The sequence below is a fragment of the Gordonia otitidis genome (assembly GCF_020735545.1).
Taxonomy (GTDB): Bacteria; Actinomycetota; Actinomycetes; order Mycobacteriales; family Mycobacteriaceae; genus Gordonia; species Gordonia otitidis.
Genome location: NZ_CP085974.1, coordinates 1987595 through 2005081, shown reverse-complemented (window position 1 = coordinate 2005081; position 17487 = coordinate 1987595). Strand labels below are relative to the sequence as shown.

Annotated in this window: 17 protein-coding genes; 8 read left to right on the top strand and 9 right to left on the bottom strand. The window is 65.9% G+C overall.

Features of this window, described 5'->3' with window-relative positions; translation table 11 throughout:
* The first annotated feature begins 54 nt into the window (after positions 1-54).
* The 3 genes from LK459_RS09060 to LK459_RS09050 all read left to right on the top strand — a co-directional run bounded on the left by LK459_RS09060 (position 55) and on the right by LK459_RS09050 (position 3338).
* Positions 55-1389: an FMN-binding glutamate synthase family protein gene (locus tag LK459_RS09060; protein WP_227922882.1), complete on the top strand. Its 1335-nt coding sequence runs from the start codon at positions 55-57 to the stop codon at positions 1387-1389.
* Positions 1386-2576 carry an NAD(P)/FAD-dependent oxidoreductase gene (locus LK459_RS09055; protein WP_227922881.1) on the top strand — a complete coding sequence of 397 codons (1191 nt, stop codon included), beginning with the start codon at positions 1386-1388 and terminating at the stop codon, positions 2574-2576. The genes LK459_RS09060 and LK459_RS09055 overlap by 4 nt, the downstream gene beginning before the upstream one ends.
* A 114-nt stretch (positions 2577-2690) precedes the next feature.
* A complete protein-coding gene (locus tag LK459_RS09050) occupies positions 2691-3338 on the top strand; it encodes a helix-turn-helix domain-containing protein (protein WP_227922879.1) in 648 nt (215 codons plus the stop codon).
* 32 nt (positions 3339-3370) lie between these two features.
* On the opposite strand, the gene LK459_RS09045 is transcribed toward LK459_RS09050, so the two are convergent.
* The gene (locus LK459_RS09045; RefSeq protein WP_265416862.1) at positions 3371-3775 is read right to left on the bottom strand and encodes a glycoside hydrolase family 16 protein; all 405 of its coding nucleotides are present in this window, start codon (positions 3773-3775) and stop codon (positions 3371-3373) included.
* Between the two features lie 244 nt (positions 3776-4019).
* On the opposite strand from LK459_RS09045, the gene LK459_RS09040 reads away from it, so the two are divergent.
* Complete coding sequence (locus LK459_RS09040; RefSeq protein ID WP_227922875.1) at positions 4020-4190, top strand: hypothetical protein; 171 nt, start codon at positions 4020-4022, stop codon at positions 4188-4190.
* 31 nt (positions 4191-4221) lie between these two features.
* Here the strand turns inward: LK459_RS09040 and LK459_RS09035 are convergent, their stop codons facing one another.
* Positions 4222-4707, bottom strand: a complete 486-nt coding sequence (locus tag LK459_RS09035; protein WP_227922873.1) for a hypothetical protein — start codon at positions 4705-4707, stop codon at positions 4222-4224.
* 175 nt (positions 4708-4882) lie between these two features.
* On the opposite strand from LK459_RS09035, the gene LK459_RS09030 reads away from it, so the two are divergent.
* A complete protein-coding gene (locus tag LK459_RS09030; RefSeq protein ID WP_227922872.1) occupies positions 4883-5554 on the top strand; it encodes a TetR/AcrR family transcriptional regulator in 672 nt (223 codons plus the stop codon).
* Here LK459_RS09030 and LK459_RS09025 read toward each other — a convergent pair.
* Genes LK459_RS09025 through LK459_RS09000 form a run of 6 tightly spaced genes read right to left on the bottom strand, consistent with a single transcriptional unit; the run spans position 5509 to position 12219 of the window.
* Positions 5509-6549 carry a ferredoxin--NADP reductase gene (locus tag LK459_RS09025; protein WP_227922870.1) on the bottom strand — a complete coding sequence of 347 codons (1041 nt, stop codon included), beginning with the start codon at positions 6547-6549 and terminating at the stop codon, positions 5509-5511. The genes LK459_RS09030 and LK459_RS09025 overlap by 46 nt on opposite strands.
* Entirely contained in the window at positions 6546-7238 is a 693-nt protein-coding gene (locus tag LK459_RS09020) for a TetR/AcrR family transcriptional regulator (RefSeq protein WP_227922868.1), read from the bottom strand. Before LK459_RS09020 ends, LK459_RS09025 begins: the two co-directional genes overlap by 4 nt.
* A 25-nt stretch (positions 7239-7263) precedes the next feature.
* A complete protein-coding gene (locus LK459_RS09015) occupies positions 7264-8766 on the bottom strand; it encodes a pyruvate, phosphate dikinase (protein WP_227922866.1) in 1503 nt (500 codons plus the stop codon).
* The gene (locus tag LK459_RS09010) at positions 8763-9596 is read right to left on the bottom strand and encodes an SDR family oxidoreductase (RefSeq protein ID WP_227922865.1); all 834 of its coding nucleotides are present in this window, start codon (positions 9594-9596) and stop codon (positions 8763-8765) included. The genes LK459_RS09015 and LK459_RS09010 overlap by 4 nt, the downstream gene beginning before the upstream one ends.
* Positions 9593-11020, bottom strand: a complete 1428-nt coding sequence (locus tag LK459_RS09005; protein ID WP_227922863.1) for an aldehyde dehydrogenase family protein — start codon at positions 11018-11020, stop codon at positions 9593-9595. The genes LK459_RS09010 and LK459_RS09005 overlap by 4 nt, the downstream gene beginning before the upstream one ends.
* A complete protein-coding gene (locus tag LK459_RS09000) occupies positions 11017-12219 on the bottom strand; it encodes a cytochrome P450 (protein ID WP_227922861.1) in 1203 nt (400 codons plus the stop codon). Before LK459_RS09000 ends, LK459_RS09005 begins: the two co-directional genes overlap by 4 nt.
* Positions 12220-12409: 190 nt before the next feature.
* Here LK459_RS09000 and LK459_RS08995 point away from each other — a divergent pair, with 190 nt between their 5' ends.
* Positions 12410-13942 (top strand): AMP-binding protein, encoded by a 1533-nt coding sequence (locus LK459_RS08995; protein ID WP_227922859.1) that lies wholly within the window; start codon positions 12410-12412, stop codon positions 13940-13942.
* Complete coding sequence (locus tag LK459_RS08990; RefSeq protein ID WP_227922857.1) at positions 13939-14568, top strand: MarR family transcriptional regulator; 630 nt, start codon at positions 13939-13941, stop codon at positions 14566-14568. Before LK459_RS08995 ends, LK459_RS08990 begins: the two co-directional genes overlap by 4 nt.
* Positions 14569-14689: 121 nt before the next feature.
* Here LK459_RS08990 and surE read toward each other — a convergent pair whose 3' ends face one another.
* The gene (gene surE / locus LK459_RS08985; protein ID WP_227922856.1) at positions 14690-15478 is read right to left on the bottom strand and encodes a 5'/3'-nucleotidase SurE; all 789 of its coding nucleotides are present in this window, start codon (positions 15476-15478) and stop codon (positions 14690-14692) included.
* A 265-nt stretch (positions 15479-15743) separates the two neighbouring features.
* On the opposite strand from surE, the gene LK459_RS08980 reads away from it, so the two are divergent.
* The gene (locus tag LK459_RS08980; protein ID WP_227922854.1) at positions 15744-17477 is read left to right on the top strand and encodes a PEP-utilizing enzyme; all 1734 of its coding nucleotides are present in this window, start codon (positions 15744-15746) and stop codon (positions 17475-17477) included.
* The last annotated feature ends 10 nt before the right edge of the window (positions 17478-17487 follow it).

Below are 17487 nucleotides of genomic sequence, written 5' to 3'. Positions count from 1 at the left end.
GCCGGTCGCGCTGCACGCCCTCGGTGGCGGCTCGACGAGCACAAGGAGAATCCCATGACCAACCTCAGCAACTCCCAGCGCGGCCTGCGCGAGTCGGCGACCTTCGACCGCAACACGATCGCCGCAATCCAGCGCGCCGCAGAAACCGGAATCTACGACATCCGCGGGTGGGGCGCCAAGCGTAAACTGCCTCACTTCGACGACCTGCTCTTCCTCGGCGCATCCATGTCGCGCTACCCGCTCGAGGGGTACCGCGAACGCTGCGACACCGACGTCAAGCTGGGCACCCGCAACGCCAAATTCCCGCTGCACCTGCAGACCCCGGTCACCATCGCCGGAATGAGCTTCGGCGCGTTGTCCGCCGGGGCCAAGGAGGCTCTCGGCCGCGGAGCGTCGGAGGTCGGCACGTCGACCACCACCGGTGACGGCGGCATGACGCCTGAGGAACGCGGGCAGTCGAAGAACCTTGTCTATCAGTATCTTCCGTCGCGCTACGGCATGAACCCCGACGACCTGCGCAAGGCCGACGCGATCGAGGTCGTGCTCGGCCAGGGAGCGAAGCCCGGCGGTGGCGGAATGCTGTTGGGGCAGAAGATCTCCGAGCGCGTGGCCGCTATGCGCACGCTGCCCGAGGGCATCGATCAGCGCAGCGCGTGCCGTCACCCCGACTGGACCGGCCCCGACGACCTCGCGATCAAGATCAACGAGCTGCGCGAGATCACCGACTGGGAGAAGCCGATCTACGTCAAGGTCGGTGCCACACGCACCTACTACGACGTCAAGCTCGCCGTGCACTCCGGCGCCGACGTCGTCGTCGTCGACGGCATGCAGGGTGGCACCGCCGCGACCCAGGACGTCTTCATCGAACACGTCGGCATCCCGACCCTGGCGGCCATCCCGCAGGCCGTGCAGGCGCTGCAGGAACTCGGTGTGCACCGTGAGGTCCAGCTCATCGTCTCGGGCGGCATCCGCAACGGTGCCGACGTCGCCAAGGCGATGGCACTGGGCGCCGACGCCGTCGCGATCGGAACGGCGGCGCTCATCGCGCTCGGCGACAACGATCCCCGATACTCCGACGAGTACGCCAAGCTGGGATCGGCCGCGGGCTTCTACGACGACTTCCAGGATGGACGCGATCCCGCGGGCATCACCACCCAGGATCCCGAGTTGTCGGCGCGGTTCGATCCGGTCGAGGGCGGTCGACGCCTCGCCAACTTCTTACGGGTCATGACCATGGAAGCCCAGACCATCGCGCGTGCCTGCGGTAAGGCGCACCTGCAGCATCTCGAGCCCGAGGACCTGGTCGCCATCACGATAGAGGCGTCGGCGATGGCTCGTGTCCCGCTCGCGGGCACCAGCTGGATTCCGGGAACGGGGGCCGGGCTATGAGCACCCAGACCGCGTCGATCGTCATCATCGGTGGCGGTCTCGAGGGCGTCGCCACGGCGTGGGCCCTGGCGCAGCGCGGTATCACCGATGTCGTTGTCTGCGAACGGGACACCGTCGGCGGTGGCATGACCGGCAAGTCGTCGGGCATCGTGCGCTGCCACTACGGGGTCAGTTCCCTGGCGGCGATGGCCGCGACCGGCCTCGAGGTCTTCGAGAAGGCCGAGGAGATCTTCGGGACCGACATCGGCTTCCGGCAGACCGGCTACGTGGTCGGTGTCGGGGAGGCGAACGTCGACAACCTCAGGAGAAGTCTTGCCGCGCAGCGCGAGGTCGGCGTGCAGACCGAGGAGATGGACGTCTCCGAAGTCGCAAAGCTCTGGCCTGCGGCCGATCTCGCACCCTTCGCCGCGTTCGGTTGGGAAGAGCGTGGCGGGTACGGAGACGCCTATCAGACGGCACAGGCGTTCGCGGCGTCGGCGCGTGCCGCCGGGGTCACGATCAAACAGGGCACGACGGTGAAGGGGTTGCTGACCGACGGTGACCGCGTCACCGGCGTCGAACTCGCCGATCGCTCGACGATCTCCGCCGACACGGTCGTGGTGGCGACCGGAGTGTGGACCAAGCCGTTCCTGGACGAGTACGGGATCGACGTACCGATCCGAGTTCATCGCGAGCAGATCGTCATGATCCATCCCGGGATGGAACTCGGTGCCGTACCGGTGTTCTCGGACCTGGTGTCGCTGCAGTACGTCCGGCCGGACGTCCGCGGAGAGATCCTCTTCGGCAACTCCGACCTCGCCGAACTCGAGATCGCCGATCCCGACGGCTACCTCAACCGTGCCGACGAGGCGTTCCTCGACCTGACCGTCGACAAGGTCGGCACGCGCTTCCCCGCATTCACCGACGCATCGATCACCAGCAGCTACGCCGGCTGCTATGACGTGACACCCGACTGGAATCCCGTGATCTCACGCGGGCCCCTCGACGGTCTCGTCATCGCCGCCGGCTTCAGCGGTCACGGGTTCAAGATCTCGCCTGCGGTCGGTCGTCTCGTCGCCGACCTGGTCGTCGACGGCCGCAGCAACGACCCCCGCATCCCCGAGTCCGACTTCCGACTGTCCCGCTTCGCCGAGGGAGACCTGCTCACCACGCGGTTCCCCTATGTCGGTGCGGGCGAGATGCGGTAGCCGATGTGTGCACTGCACGGCGGGACGCCCGTCGGGGCGGCGTCGTTGCCGCGAATCCCTGCCGGGCCACGGCGTTCACCGGGAGTGAAGTCCGTCTACCGATATGCTGGCGGAGTGACCGACGACGCTCTGATCCGCAACCAGTCGGGGACCGCGCGTGAACGCCCCGTCGACCAACCGGTCGAAGAACTCGAACTCGAATCGGCAATCGCGCACAACGTCCGTCGGCTACGCAGGCAGGTCGGGCTCTCCATCGGCGACATGGCAGCCAAGGTCGGGATCTCCAAGGCCATGCTCTCCAAGATCGAGAACGCCCAGACCTCATGCAGTCTGAGCACTCTCGCGGCGCTGGCCACAGCGTTCGACGTCTCGGTGACCTCGCTGTTCCGCGGCGCCGACCTCGAACGCTCGGCGGTGTTCGTCAAGGCCGGTGAGGGTTCGCAGATCGTGCGCGAGGGCTCCCGCGAGGGGCACGAGTACGAGATGCTCGGCTCGCTGCGCGGCGAACACAAGCGGCTCGAGTGCCTGCTCGTGACGCTCACCGAGAAGTCGGTGACCCAGCCGCTGTTCCAACATCCGGGCACCGAGTTCATCTACATGCTCGACGGCTCCATGGATTACGCCCACTCGCGGTCGGTGTACCGGCTCAGCCCGGGCGACTCGCTGCAGCTCGACGGTGAGGGCGCGCACGGCCCCGTCGAACTGGTCGAGCTGCCGATCCGTTTTCTCTCGGTGATCGCATTCCCGGACTCGGCCATCTGACCAGGCCCGATGGTCGAGCTTGTCGAGACCCCTCAGCTCGAGTACACGCGGATCCAGTCGAGCGTCATGTACGACGGATTGGGCGTCGTCAGATCGGGTGCGCCCGGCCAGTCGCCGCCCACTGCCAGTGTCAGCAGCAGGTACGTCGGCTTGTTGAACACCCACTTCTGGTTGGCGTTCAACTGGGAAGCGCTGTAGCTGCCGACGGTTCGGCCGTCGAGCGACACGGTGATGGCGTCCTTCGACTTGGTGACCGAGTATGTGTGGAAGTCTGCCGAGAGGTCGGCCACGGCACCGGAGTTACCGAGCTGCCACGTCCCGCCAGCTGTTGTCGGTCCGTGCAGGTGGTTCGTGTATGAGGTTGTCACCGAGGGAGTTTCGATGACATCGAACTCGCCGCTGTCCGGCCAGCCCGCGGAGTAGATGTCGGTGCCCATCAGCCAAAACGCAGGCAGTAGGCCCTGACCTGCGGGGAGTTTGATCCGCGCCGGTGCCGTAGGTGAAGGCGAACTCGCCCAGGGTGTTGAGTCGCGCCGAAGGCCAGCCCTGCCGACGCGGCGAGAACGACCCCGAGCACCGTCGAAGCGGACAGCTACGCGTGATGCAGCGGGCGCCAACGGTATTCAGCGACCTCCCAGTCGACGTCGAGAGAGCTGCAAGTCCCCGTTGGCATTGTCGGTGATGTCAGAGCGAGCACTCACCGAGGAGCGCTCCACCGAGAAGAAAGAGGACACCATGCCCACACCGAACCAGCCCCGTCAGCAGAACCCCGCTCCGGCGCAGCGTCGTCGTCGCGTCCGTCGCTTCGACGCACGCACCCGCCGGTGGAACTGGGTGTGGGTCAACTACTGATCCGACCCTCCCACTCAGGCCTGCACCGGCCCTACCCCTGCACGAGAGACCCCGCCTGATCAAGGCGGGGTCTCTCGCGTCGCGACGGCGTGGAGACCCGACGCAGCGCCAGCACAATGGTCCCGGTGACCGATACATGCGGTGGCAGTTCGGCATGCACGGTGCGTCGGTGACCGGAGGTGTCGACGATCGTGATGTCGGCCAGTCGTGCACCTGAGAGTTCGTTGCCAGGAAACGCGACGTCGGCGATGGCCGTCGTCAGCGGGAGCGCGGCGTCGACGTGGAGTACGGCGCGATCGGCGGTCAGGTGGGCGCTGCTGATCCTGGTGACCAGCACTGGGAACCAGAGCGCTTCGGGGCATAGAGCCTGGCTGACGGGTTCCCCGGTTTCATCGAGGAAGGAGGCGACCTTTCGCCGCAGCGATTCCTGCCGCAGGGAGAGGTCGTTGACCCGGATGTCGGTGCCGGCACACCGAATGGGCAAGCGCCACATCGTCGAATCGAAGGATCTGGCCACGGTGACCCCTTTCAAGGAGGGCAGTGCGTCGAATAGCGTCACTCCTTCGGTCTACGCCGGCCACACAGCGACGAGAAGGCTTCGGCCCGCTAAGAGTTCGTCAATTCAGCACGGGCAGTCGGCAAGCGTCACGATCGGGCCGGTACGTACGGTGGTGGCGAGTAGTCTGACCTGCATGTCACGTGCCCCGGTCAAGCGTCGAACCTCGTCACGGGCACGGATCATCGAGTCGGTGACCACGATCCTGGAGTCCGGTGTGCGTTACGCCGACGTTCCGGTCGAGCGGATCCTGACTACCGCGAACGTCTCCCGCTCGACCTTCTATCAATGGTTCGCCGACAAGGGCGACCTCATCGAGAGCGCGGCCGAGCCCTTCTTCGCAGCGTTCTGGGATGTGTCGGACAAGTGGTGGATGCGCACGGAGGCTCTCGGACCCGACGACCTCGCCGACATCATCACGCGTATGTTCCAACTCGGTCGCGAGCACGGACCCGTCTGGCGCGCGTTTCTCGAAACGGTCGACGCCGACGCGCGCCTGCGGAACCAGTTCGGCAGCTTTCTCGAGGTCTACACCGCCAAGATGGCCGACCGTCTCCGGCGTGATCGGGACGAGGGCGTGGCGCCCGCCGACATGGATCCGGAGCAGACCGCACGCTTCATCACGGTCACCACACGGGGTAGTCTGCTCGATCTGATCAATGCTCCCGAAGAACGCGACGCCGACTTCGCCGCGGCTCTCGCCGGTGGATTCTGGCAGGCGATGTACGGATCACCCTCCGACGCCCCGAAAAGTGTTGCAGATCAGTCGAACTCGATCGCGAGCGATCCCGATGACGGGGTCGCCTGACACGTGAGGATGTAGCCGTCGTCGATGTCCTCTGGCTCGAGTGCCACGCCGTCGCCCGGTATGACCTCGCCGTCGACAAGACGCGCCATACACGATCCGCAGTCACCCTCCCGGCACGAGTACGGTGCGTCGACGCCGTGCGACAGGAGTGCGTCGAGAATTGGGGTGCTGCGGCCGCATGCCACCGATGTCGTCTCCCCGTCAATGCTGACACTCACGTCGACGGATGCATCGTCGCTGTCGGTCCGGTCGAGCGTGAACGGGTCGCCCTCGAGCGACACGTAGCGCTCGACGTGTATCCGCGAGTGGGGTGTACCGCGTCGACGCAGGGCGGCCTCGACGAGATCCATGAACGGTGCAGGCCCGCAGATGAATGCCTCATCGTCGTCGTCAAGGTCACACAGTTCGTCGACGGCCGCGGCGTCGGGCATACCACGTTCGGATTCCAGCCAGTGGCTGATCCGCAGCCGGTCGGGATGACGGCGCGCGAGGTCGGAGAGAACCCCGGCGAAGATCACGGATTCGCGGTCACGATTGGCGTAGAACAGTTCGACCGAGCACTGCTGGTGCGCCAGAGCATATTTCGCTATCGACATGACGGGTGTGATACCGCTACCGGCCGCGAACAGGCGAAGTGTGCCGTGCCATTGCGACGGGGTGAACACCCCGGAGGGCGAGAGCGCGTGCAGCGTGGTCCCTGCTGTGACGTTGTCGCACAACCAATTGGAACCGTAGCCATCCTTGGTGCGCTTGACGGTGATCGCCGGGAGGTCATCCACGCCGGGCGCCGTGCTCAGCGAGTAGCAGCGCGCCACCCAGCCCGTGCGTTCGCTCGGTATCCGTAGCGTGACGAACTGACCCGGCAGGTACGAGACCTCGCCGGGGAAGCGCAGCACGAGTGTCCGCGAATCGGCGGTCTCGGCACGGACCTCGTCGACGACGACGTCGACGCCGAGCGTTGTCGCCGAGGGCCGGCGGCTCGCTTGCACGGTCATCGCGAAACCCCCTTGACGCTGACGAGTGGCAGTGAGCGGTACCAGAACTCGCCCAGTGCAGTACCCAATTCGGTGATCTCCTCGGGTCGTGGAGTGCTGACGGGCAGGCCGACATGGACGTAGGCCATCTGCTCGGTCGCACACCCCAACGTCTCGGCCAGCATGTGCGGATGCGCCTCGTCGATCACACCCTGGTGGTTGAGGCGGTCGAGCCACCGCTCCGTTCGTCGGACGAAGTCGGCGCGCAGGTTGAGCCAGAGTTGTTGGAACCCCTTGTTCTCACTGGCCGCTGCCGCTTCACGAAGCAATCGGAGCATGTGGCGGTTGCGGGCATAGGCCTGCAGATACGTCGTGTTCACCTTGATCAGGGACTCGCGTTCGCCGTGCGCGTGGTCAGGGCGCAGCCGCGCGGCCGCGAGTTCCTCCAGGGAGGGACGCAGCGCCGCGAGGAAGATGTCGTCGAGCCCGGTGAAATGACGGTAGAAGTTGCCCTGAGCGGTGTTGGCGCGGTTGGTGATGTCGGAGATACGAGTGCGTGTGTAGCCGTACTCGGTGAAGCACTCGACCGCGGCGCGCACCAGTTTCTCCCGTGTCTGCTCGCCACGCCTGTTGGGGCGTTTGGGGGTGGCTGCTGAATCGTCGAGGAGTCCGGCCGCGGTGTACACCGCATCGATTCCATCGCTGTTCATGTCGTCTCCACGTCTGTCGAATGCGTCAGTCACGCAACGCCCGTCGCTGGTGCAGGACGCTCAGGGGATGGTCGTCGGGTACCGTCTCGGGAAGGAACGACAGCAGTTCGTCGAGATGGGGGTCGGTGGCATTCTGGTCACCGCGGGCATCCCCCGCGTACACCACTCCGTTGGTCCCGTCGACGGTGACCGTCGACCCGGCGAGTGCGGTCGTCACTCCTGGCCCACAGCCAACCACGCACGGCAGCCCGATCTCTCGACACACCAGCGCTGCGTGGCTCGTCGTACCGCCGACCTCGGTCACGACGGCAACCGAATCGAACATCGCCGGAACGTCTGCGGGCGAGGTCGACGGCCGGACGAGCACGACGGGGGTGCCCTCCGCCGCGGCAGCCGACGCCTCGTCGGTGTCGGTGAACACCACACCAGACGCGGCGCCGGGTCCTGCGCCCACCCCTCGTGCGAGTTCGTCCGCGTCGTGGGTCACCCCTACCTCGTCGGCCAACAGCCGTGCCTGGTCGGCGCTGATGCGTGCGCATGCCTCGTCGGGGGTGAGGAGCCCCTCGCGCACGAGTTCGACGGCCACGCGCACGGCGGCTCGCGCCGACCGCTTGCCGGAACGGCACTGCAGCATGTACAGGGTGCCGCTCTCGACGGTGAACTCGATGTCGACGAGGTCGCGGTGCTCGCGTTCGAGGACCGTTGCGATACGGGCCAATTCGCTGTGCAGCTCCGGGTCGTGCGTGCCGAACTGCGTGATGTTCTCGGGCGTGCGCTCACCGGAGACGACGTCTTCGCCCTGTGCCATCGCCAGCCATTCCCCGAAGAGGGTCGACTCCCCGGTGCCGGGATCACGACTGAACACGACGCCGGTCCCGGAGTGCGTGTCGCGGTTACCGAAGACCATGGCCTGCACGGTGACTGCCGTGCCGCCGCCCTCGCCGAGACCGTGACGGTCGCGGTAGGCGCGCACCCGTTCGTTGGTCCACGACCGGAAGACCGCGCCGATCGCTTCGCGTAGCTGGTCGTAGGGATCAGAGGGTGGGGCGAGCGTCGCGTCGCCGAGCACGATCTCCCCATATCCGACGCAGAAGCGCTGCCACGTGTCCTGTGCCCATGCGACGTCGCCGGTGGCGTCACCGAGTTCTCGCGCCAGTTCCTCGGTCAGTCCGAGGTTGAGCACGGTATCCATCATTCCCGGCATGCTCTGTGCTGCGCCGGAGCGTACCGAGACGAGAAGCGGGAACGGTCCGATGCCGAACCGCTTTCCGGTCGTCGTCTCGAGTTCACGCAGATGATCGAGAACAGCGGCCCAGACGTCGTCGGGCAGTGTTCCGCCCTCGTCGTGGAAGCGTCTGCACACCGCGGTGGTCAGCGCGAAGGCGGGTGGCACCGGCAGATCGAGGGACCGCATCTTGTTGATGCTGTACGCCTTTCCGCCGAGAAGCTCGCGATCGGCGGGTGCTGTGCCGTCCAGCGTCAGCACCGACAGAGCGGTTCGTGCGGGAAGTGTGGTTCCAGAAGTCATCGGAGTGCTCCCTTCACGGGGGTGGATGTGTTGTCGGGTGCGACCACAGCGGGTCGTTGCGCGGCAGCTCGAAGTGCGGTCAGGCCGCCTTCGACCGGGATGTCGACGCCGTTGATCCACGACGCATCGTCGGAGAGGAGGAAGTCGACGGCAGCGGCCGATTCGGCGGCGGTGCCGTGCCGACCCACCGCGCCTGCCGACCGGGCGATGGCGTCGATCCCCATCGATTCCTCGAAATCGGAGAGGATGGGCGTCTCCGTCGGACCGGGGCTCACCGAGTTGACGCGGATACCGCGCGACAGCAGGTCGGCACTGAGCAGCACGGTCCAGTCGGTGAGTGCGCGCTTGGACGTGTCATACGCTGCGGGGCCGTCGAGTCGATGCATGGTGAGCCATCCGCTCAGTCCGTTCCGATCGGTGACGGCGAGCAGTTCGTCGATGGCGTTGGACGGCAGTGTGTTCCGGTGCGCGGCGATCGACGAGACGTTGACCACGGACGCGCCGGACTCCATCGATCCGAGCGCTCTCGCGGTCAGTGCTCGTGCGCCGAGGGTGTTGACCGCGAGGACCAGTTCGGCAGGCGCGGTACCCGGAACGCCTGCGACGTTGGCCAGTCCGTCGATACGGGTGGGCAGATCCAACGACGCGATGGCGTCTGGGTCGGACAGGTCGCAGCGCACCGACTCCACGCGGGGGTCGGGGCAGTCGGTGAGGTCGATGCCGACGATCCGGATGTTTCCGTGCGATCCCAGGAGGCGGGTCACCAGCGCCAGGCCGATTCCCGATGCCGCACCGGAGATCACGTACGTTTTCGTGGTATTCGCACTCACGACATCACCGCCTGGATCTCGGTGAACTCGGCCAGCCCGGTCGCGCCGAGTTCGCGTCCGTATCCCGACTGCTTCATGCCGCCGAACGGCACAGCGGGACGTTCCCGGGTGCGTACTCCGTTGATCTTCACCTGGCCGACCTCGAGTGCTGTGGCGACGTCGCGTGCGGCATCGGTGTCCGCCGACCAGATCTCCGCGGAGAGTCCGTAGTCGGAGTCGTTGGCGATCTCGACGGCCTCGTCGACTGTGTCGTAGAACTGGGTGACCAGTACGGGGCCGAAGATCTCTTCCCGTACCGCTCGTGCGGTGGGTCCGAGTTCGGTGATGATGGTGGGCGCGATGAACCCGTCGCAGGAATCGACACGTCGTGTGTGGCCGGTTCCGGTGAGTAGGTGGCCGCCATCGGCGCGCGCCTTCTCGATGTGGTCGAGGACCCGGTCGGTCTGCAGCCGTGACGCGAGCGGACCCATCGTGGTCGACTGGTCGGCGGGGTCTCCGAGCACCGACGCCTGCGCGGCGTCGACGAGAAGCTGCTCGATCTCGTCCTGGTGGCTGCGGGGGAGTACCAAACGTGTTGTGGCATTGCATGCCTGGCCCGAATTCACGATTCCGCTCGCGACCACGCGGGGTATCACCGTCGTCAGATCGGCATCGGGCAGGACGACAGCGGGTGATTTACCGCCGAGTTCGAGTGTGGCACGCACCAGGTTTCCGGCCGCAGACCGCGCGACGGCTCGGCCCGCATCCACCGACCCCGTGAACGACACGTGGCCGAGACCGGGATGCGAGGTGAGCAGGCTGCCGGTCTCCGATCCACGTCCGTTGACCACGGCGAAGAGTTCGGGTGGCAAACCGGCGTCGACGAAGCATCGGCGGACGTCGAGGGCGTCGAAGGGTGTGAGCTCCGATGGCTTGAGCACCACGCCACAGCCTGCGGCGAATGCGGCGGAGACCTTCGCGACGATCTGGTGGACCGGCATGTTCCACGGAGTGATCGCCGCGACGACTCCGGCCGGGACGTGACGCAGCGTGGCGCCGTCGATCGTTCGTTGCCAGTCGAATGTTCCTGCGGCGTCGGCCATTGCGCGGAGCACCGTTGCAGGCATCACCTGTTGCGTGGCCGCGGCGAGCGTCGTCGGCATACCCATCTCACGGGTGACGGTCGCGGCGAGCCCGCGCCGCGCGTCCTCGATGAGCGCTGCGGTGCGACGCAGTACCGCAGCCCGTTCGGCCACCGCAGTATCTGCCCACGCGGGCACCGCGTCGGCGGCGACCGACACCGCTTCCGACACCGCTTCGGCATCGGCGCATTCGACGGTGCCGACGAGGTCGCCCCGATAGGGGTCGACAACGTCGATCCGGTCGTCCGACCGGAATTCGTTGCTGCCGATGGCCGCTGCCGGCGCCGTCCGACGTGCCGTCACCGGCTTGCCCTGACCGAAACCGGGAGCGTCTTGATACCGCGGAAGAAGTTGCTCTGCAGTCGATTCGGGGCGTCTAGTACATCGATCTGCAGACCGCGTTCGATCACACGGGTGAAGAAGAGCCTGGCCTCCATCTTGGCGAGATTCGCGCCGAGACACGCGTGGGCGCCCCACCCGAATCCGACGTGCTCGTTGGGGAATCTGTTACCGATGAATGTCTCGGGGTCGTCAAAGATGCGGTCGTCGCGGTTGGCCGAGCAGAACCACATGACCACCTTGTCGCCGGCGGAGATCGTCTTCCCATGCATCTCGACGTCGCGCGTGGCGGTGCGACGCATCGAGAGAACAGGCGAGACCCAGCGGACCATCTCTTCGACGACGACCCGAATCTTCGCCGGATTCTCGCGCATGAAATCCCACCACTGGGGATTCTCCGCCAAGACGTTGACCCCGCCGGACAACAGGTTTCGGGTGGTCTCGTTCCCCGCGACCATCAGGATCAGGTAGTAGGCGTCGAGGTAGCCCCGCGACAGGGGGACACCGTCGAGTTCTGCTGCGGTCAGCACGCTCACGAGGTCCTGCGCCGGGCATTCGCGTCGCAACTTCTCCAGAGCACGGAAGTAGCCGAAGACCTCGTCGCGCGCTTTCACGGCGGTCTCGGGCCCCTCGGAGTAGTCGGGATCCTCGCTGGCCATCTGGTTGGTCCAACGCAGCAGGTTGGGGCAGTCCTCGAGCGGTGCGCCGAGCAGACGGCCGATCATCACCAGGGGCAGTTGGGAAGACACCTTGGCGACGAAATCGATGTCGCCCGCCGCCACGGCACTGTCCAGGAGATCGTCGACCACCGCGGCGATATCGGATTCGAGAGACTTGAGTTTGACCGCGCGCACATGCGGGGTGACGATCTTGCGCAGCGAGTCGTGTTCAGGTGGATCGAGGTGGTGGATGCTGCGCGCACCCTCGCCCTCGGCGCGACGACTCGGGATCTGTGTGCCCTCGGTGACGGTGAAGGTGGCATAGTCCGAGGCCACCGTCTTGACGTCGTCGTACCTGGTGACCGACCAGAACCCGGGGCCATCGCCCGGCTCGGCGTTCCAATGGAGCGGATCCTCGTCGCGAAGGTGCGCGAACAACGCCGCGTCCCTGCCTTCCGCGAAGGGTCGGAGGTCCATCAGGTCAAGGTTCTCGACCGTCGTCATGTCGACTCCCGTAAGTGGTACGAACTGGATCTGGTTTGCGACTGCAATTTCACTAAATCATAGACTATCGTGTGCTGTGAACCACAGCAACGATCAAAAGTGAACCAGCAACCAACCTGATCGCGCGCACAAAGCGTGCTCACCAGCACCTTTTGCAATGTGACCAGAAGTTCGCAAACTAGGGGAGTTCGTGTATCCACCGACCATCGCTCGCGACCATCCAGACGCACAGGCCTATGTGATGGCGGATTCTGGGGAGTCGCTGACCTACGGGCAGCTCGACGCGGCGTCGAACCAACTAGCCCACCACTGGCGAACGCGGGGAGTCGGTCCAGGGGCCTCGGTGGTCATCGCCATGGAGAACAACCTGGCATGGCCGGTCGCCGTCGCCGCTGGAATGCGCAGCGGGCTGTACGTGACGCCGGTGAACTGGCATCTCAAGCCCGCCGAACTCGCCGCGTTGCTGGCCGAAGCGCGACCACGCGCTGTGGTCACCAGTGCGATGCTCGCCGACGACGTCGTCGAAGCGCTGCGGCTCGCCGGGCTGGGCGACGTTGGAGGCAGTGACGTCGACGTGACCGTCGTCGGGGGCTCGGCATCCGGCCACATGTCGATGGCCGATGCGCTGCAGCGACAGCCGACCACCCCGATCGCCGACGAGCGTCTCGGTGCGCGAGTGCTCTACAGCGGCGGCACGACGGGCCGTCCGAAGCGGTTCGCCCAGCAACTGCTCGACGTACACCCTGCACAAGCACCACAACGACATTCGGGGCTCGTCCAGAAGCTGGGCATCGACGAGAGCACGGTACTACTGTCCCCGGCACCCAACTATCACGCGGCCCCGTTCACGTTCGGACTCATCACCCTCGCCGCGGGCGGGACGGTGATCTGCATGGAACGATTCGACGCGCGCGCGGCGATGGATGCGATCACGCGATACGGCGTCACCCATTCCCAGTGGGTGCCCACCATGCTGATCCGACTTCTTCGCCTATCCGATCGCTCCGACGTCGAACTCTCGCAGACGCATCGGACCGCGTTCACCTCCGGCGCGCCGTGTCCGCCGGAGGTCAAGGAGCAGCTCGCGCAGTGGTGGGGTCCGATCCTGCACGAGTATTACGGCGCCTCGGAGGGATACGGGCACACCTACATCGGTCCCGACGAGGCTGCGAGCCATTCCGGTTCGGTTGGTCGGCCGCTCGGCGCCACGCGTATCAGCATCGTCGACGACGACGGACACGAAGTTCCCGAGGGCGAACGCGGCCGCGTGTGCTTCGAGCAGACGACGCCGTCCGCCTACGACAACGCCGGTCCGCGCCCGGCGCGACGTCAGATGGGCGATATCGGGTACCTGCGTGACGGCTACCTCTACCTCGTGGGCCGTGCCGGGCACATGATCATCTCCGGCGGAGTGAACATCTATCCCGAAGAAGTCGAAGAGGTGGTGCTCTCTCACCCTGACGTCCTCGACGGTGCGGTTCTCGGAGTGCCCGACCCCGAGTTCGGAGAGTCGGTGAAGGCCGTCGTCCAGCGCACCCCCGGGTCAACCCTGACCGCGCAGGAGTTGATCGACTTCTGCCGAGATCGGTTGGCCCACTACAAGACCCCGCGGGTCGTCGACTTCGTCGACGAATTGCCCAGGCTGCCAACGGGCAAGCTCAACAAGAAGACGCTCGCCGACACCTATGGTCAGACGCCAACCCTCGAAGGAGAAAAGGTATGACAACGACGACAGACACGACCGTATTGGAACTGCTGCACGCTCTGGCGGTGAAGGGGCTCGCGTCCGACGCCGTGCTCTCGGCGATGACCGGCCTCGACGACGCCGCGCTGACCGAGGTGATCACCGCGGCGCTCGACGACGGTCTCGTGCTCCGCCGTGAAGGACGCGTGTCGGGCACACTCATCACGCCCAAGGGCCGCGAACGCCTTGCGGAACTCCGTACGGCACAACCGTTGTCACCCGAGGAACGTGATGCGATAGACGCGGCATATGCGGCGTTCCTGCCGGTCAACGGTGACTTCAAACGGGTGTGTGCCGCGTGGCAGATGAAGGACGACGTCACCCCCAACGACCACTCCGACACCACGTACGACGCCGCGGTGATCTCCGATCTCGACCGGGTACACGAGCAGATCGTCGGGGTCCTGGCACTGGCTGCGGCCGTGGTGGCACGTCTGCATCGATACGACGAGCGTCTGGCCCGTGCCCTCGAGCGGGTGCACGAGGGCGATACCGCAGCCTTCGCGCGACCGATGTACGACAGCTATCACGACATCTGGATGGAACTGCACCAAGACCTGTTGCTGACGACGGGGCGTGAGCGCGGGGCCGACGACGAGGGGTGACGGCCGCGCCCCGGTTGGCCCACGCCAGGTCCTGGTTCTTTCAGGCCGACGTGGGCCAGGCGCCGGGCACCTCGGTGTCTGGCGTGGTCGGATGCTTGTCGGCGCGAAATGCTCGTCGGCGTCAGATGCTCGTCGGCGTCAGATCAAGGGCGCGCGCCAATGCGCGGGCATCGGCTTCGGAGAGAACGCCATTTGCATCCGCGACGGTGTTCAGGCTGGTGATCGACACGTGACCGTCGACCACTGCGGCACCGTCTGTGCCGGGCCGGAATCCGCCGTCGCGTTCCTCGCGGTGCAACACCAGATCGTTCTCGGTCCGCGAGATCCGCAGGGAGAACATGCTTTGCGCGGCGAGGGTGGTGATGACGGCGCGGTCGAGATCGGCGAGGTCGACTGCGGGGACGTTTACGTTCAGCGTGAGGCGAGGCGAGCCACGGTCGGACATCCAACGCACCACAGATCGCGCAACGGCTGCGGCAGTGTCGTAGCGATGGTGCGGCTCGAACGCGGTGCTGATCGCGACGCCGCTCACACCTGTCACGCGTGCCGCGAGGACAGCCCCGACCGTGCTGGAGAAGAGGATCGAGCGGCCGGTGTTGTGGCCGGGATTGATCCCGCTGACGACGAGTTCGGGGGCGGGTCCGAATGCGCCTGCGCATGCGGCGATGACGGCGAGCGCGGGCGGACAGTCGACTGCGAACACTGGCGTCGTACCGAGAGCGTCGATGTGCCTTTCCTGCACAGCGATGTGCGTACCGTGCTCGATGGTGCCGATCGAACTCCCACTGCCGCTACGTTCCGTGGTGGGCGCCGCGACGACGACGTCGTGCCCGTCGTCGACCAAAGCTGTTGCGAGAACGATCAATCCCTCGGCGTCGACGCCGTCGTCGTTGGTGACCAGCACGCGCATGCTGCACTCCCTTCCGCGTCGGGCATCGAACAGGGCCGAGAATCGGTGCCCCAACAAATAGTGACTCAATGATCACATACATGTCCAGTGATCGGTGAACAGGACAGCGCCAATCTCACTCGAATTGCGTGACATGGCTGCTCAGAAACCGTTGACACAGTGAGCGCCATCACATAATAATGTGACGACGCATTCGCTAATGAGTCATCGCAGACTACTGAGTGATGACGACGCCGCCCGATCCGAACCGGAAGGAGGCCACCGGATGACCGACTGGCCGCTCATGGACGAGACCTCCAAACTCTTCCCCCTGTACTCACGTGCGAATGTCGGGGAGATCTTTCCCGACCCGATCACGCCGCTCAACGCGTCGGTGGGCTTCCAGCACTGCCTGGAACCGGGTTGGCGGGACGCGTTCGTCGCCTGCCGCGTCTGGGACGACGACCTCTACGACGAGACCGTTCCGTTCAACGTCCTCCCTGCCTTCGGTAGCTACCTGTACATCAACATGTCGCTGATGCGACTGTTCGGCGTTCGCGTGCCGGGAATGTCGGCCGAGGCCGTCGATCTGCAGTACTTCGGAGACATGCCGGGCATCCCGAGCTACGAGAGCGAGAAGCGCGACTTCGACGAGAACCCCGAGTACGAGGAGAAGGCGGGCGCATGGCTCGCCGAGCAGGTTCTCGGCGCCACCGATCTCGCCGCATACGACACCGACCGCGCCGAGGTCGAGCAGATCAGGTCGAACCGCCCCGACATCAGCACGCTCTCGGATACCGAATTGGTCACGCGCATGCGGTCTTTCGAACTGCTGCTGAGACGACTCTTCAAACATCACATCGAGGCGAGCCTGAAGAGCGGCGTGGGGCTCGGTGCCATCGCGCAGCTCGCGGAGGCCGTGGGCAAGCCCGAAGAAGCGCTCACGCTGGTTGCCGGACTGGGCAATGTCGACTCGGCGGGACCGTCGCTGCGTATGTGGGAACTGAGCCGAGCGGCTCAGGACCCCGATGTCGCGGCACTGTTCGACGCAGGAACCAAGGGACTCTACGAGCGGCTGCAGACCTCGACGGTGCCCGCCGTCGTCGACTTCACCAAGGCGCTCGACGGATTCCTCGCCGATTGGGACTTCCGAGGTCCGGCCGAGTGGGAGATCCGGGCGATCACGTGGGGCGTCGATCCCGACCTCGCGCTGGCCACGATCGACCGCATGCGCGATGTCGCCGAGAGCGAAGCGCCGGCCAGCAAGTCAGCGGAGCGATCATCGCAGCGTGATGCATCGGCGCAGGCGATCAGGGAGATGTTGGCGGCCGACGCCGAGGCGTCCGCCCAGTTCGAGGCGGTGCTCAATGCGTCGGCGCTGTGGATGCGCGGTCGTGAAAGAGGACGCACCACGGCCGCGATGCTGATGCACGAACTCCGCCTGTGCGCCAACGAACTCGGTAGGCGATATGCGGAGAAGGGTGCCCTCGCGTCGCCGCGGCAGATCTACATGCTGTTCGACAGCGAGCTCGACGACTTCCTGAACAACCCGGAGAACTACACGGACACGGTTGCCGACCGCGAGCGAAGCTACCTCGACTTGTTCGACCGCACACCGCCATTCGTCGTCGACGGCACGCCTCCGCCCGTCACGGAGTGGGCTCTGCGCGCCGATCGGACGGCAGAAGCGGCGTCATCAGGTGACGTCATCTCGGGCGTACCCGCATGCGGCGGAACAGCGACCGGCCGCGTACGCGTGATCACCAGCCCCGACGACCCGTCCGCTCTCGAGCCGGGTGACATCCTGGTTGCTCCGATCACCGATCCCTCCTGGACCCCGCTGTTCGTCGCGGCGTCGGCCGTGATCGTCGACGTCGGTGCACCCTTCTCACACGCAGCCATCGTGAGTCGTGAGTTGGGTATCCCGTGTGTCGTATCGGCGACAGACGCGACGAAGCGCATCACCGATGGTGCGACCGTCGAGGTCAACGGCACCGCGGGAACCGTCACCATCCTGTAGCGCACAGTCT

Excerpts from the sequence above, each read along its gene's own strand:
- LK459_RS08990 (WP_227922857.1), top strand. The coding sequence starts at position 13,939 with ATGACAACGACGACAGACACGACCGTATTGGAACTGCTGCACGCTCTG.
- LK459_RS09045 (WP_265416862.1), bottom strand. The coding sequence starts at position 3,775 with ATGGGCACCGACATCTACTCCGCGGGCTGGCCGGACAGCGGCGAGTTC.
- LK459_RS09055 (WP_227922881.1), top strand. The coding sequence starts at position 1,386 with ATGAGCACCCAGACCGCGTCGATCGTCATCATCGGTGGCGGTCTCGAG.
- LK459_RS09040 (WP_227922875.1), top strand. The coding sequence starts at position 4,020 with ATGTCAGAGCGAGCACTCACCGAGGAGCGCTCCACCGAGAAGAAAGAG.
- LK459_RS09025 (WP_227922870.1), bottom strand. The coding sequence starts at position 6,549 with ATGACCGTGCAAGCGAGCCGCCGGCCCTCGGCGACAACGCTCGGCGTC.
- LK459_RS09020 (WP_227922868.1), bottom strand. The coding sequence starts at position 7,238 with ATGAACAGCGATGGAATCGATGCGGTGTACACCGCGGCCGGACTCCTC.
- LK459_RS09060 (WP_227922882.1), top strand. The coding sequence starts at position 55 with ATGACCAACCTCAGCAACTCCCAGCGCGGCCTGCGCGAGTCGGCGACC.
- surE (WP_227922856.1), bottom strand. The coding sequence starts at position 15,478 with ATGCGCGTGCTGGTCACCAACGACGACGGCGTCGACGCCGAGGGATTG.
- LK459_RS09015 (WP_227922866.1), bottom strand. The coding sequence starts at position 8,766 with ATGACTTCTGGAACCACACTTCCCGCACGAACCGCTCTGTCGGTGCTG.
- LK459_RS09000 (WP_227922861.1), bottom strand. The coding sequence starts at position 12,219 with ATGACGACGGTCGAGAACCTTGACCTGATGGACCTCCGACCCTTCGCG.
- LK459_RS08980 (WP_227922854.1), top strand. The coding sequence starts at position 15,744 with ATGACCGACTGGCCGCTCATGGACGAGACCTCCAAACTCTTCCCCCTG.
- LK459_RS09030 (WP_227922872.1), top strand. The coding sequence starts at position 4,883 with ATGTCACGTGCCCCGGTCAAGCGTCGAACCTCGTCACGGGCACGGATC.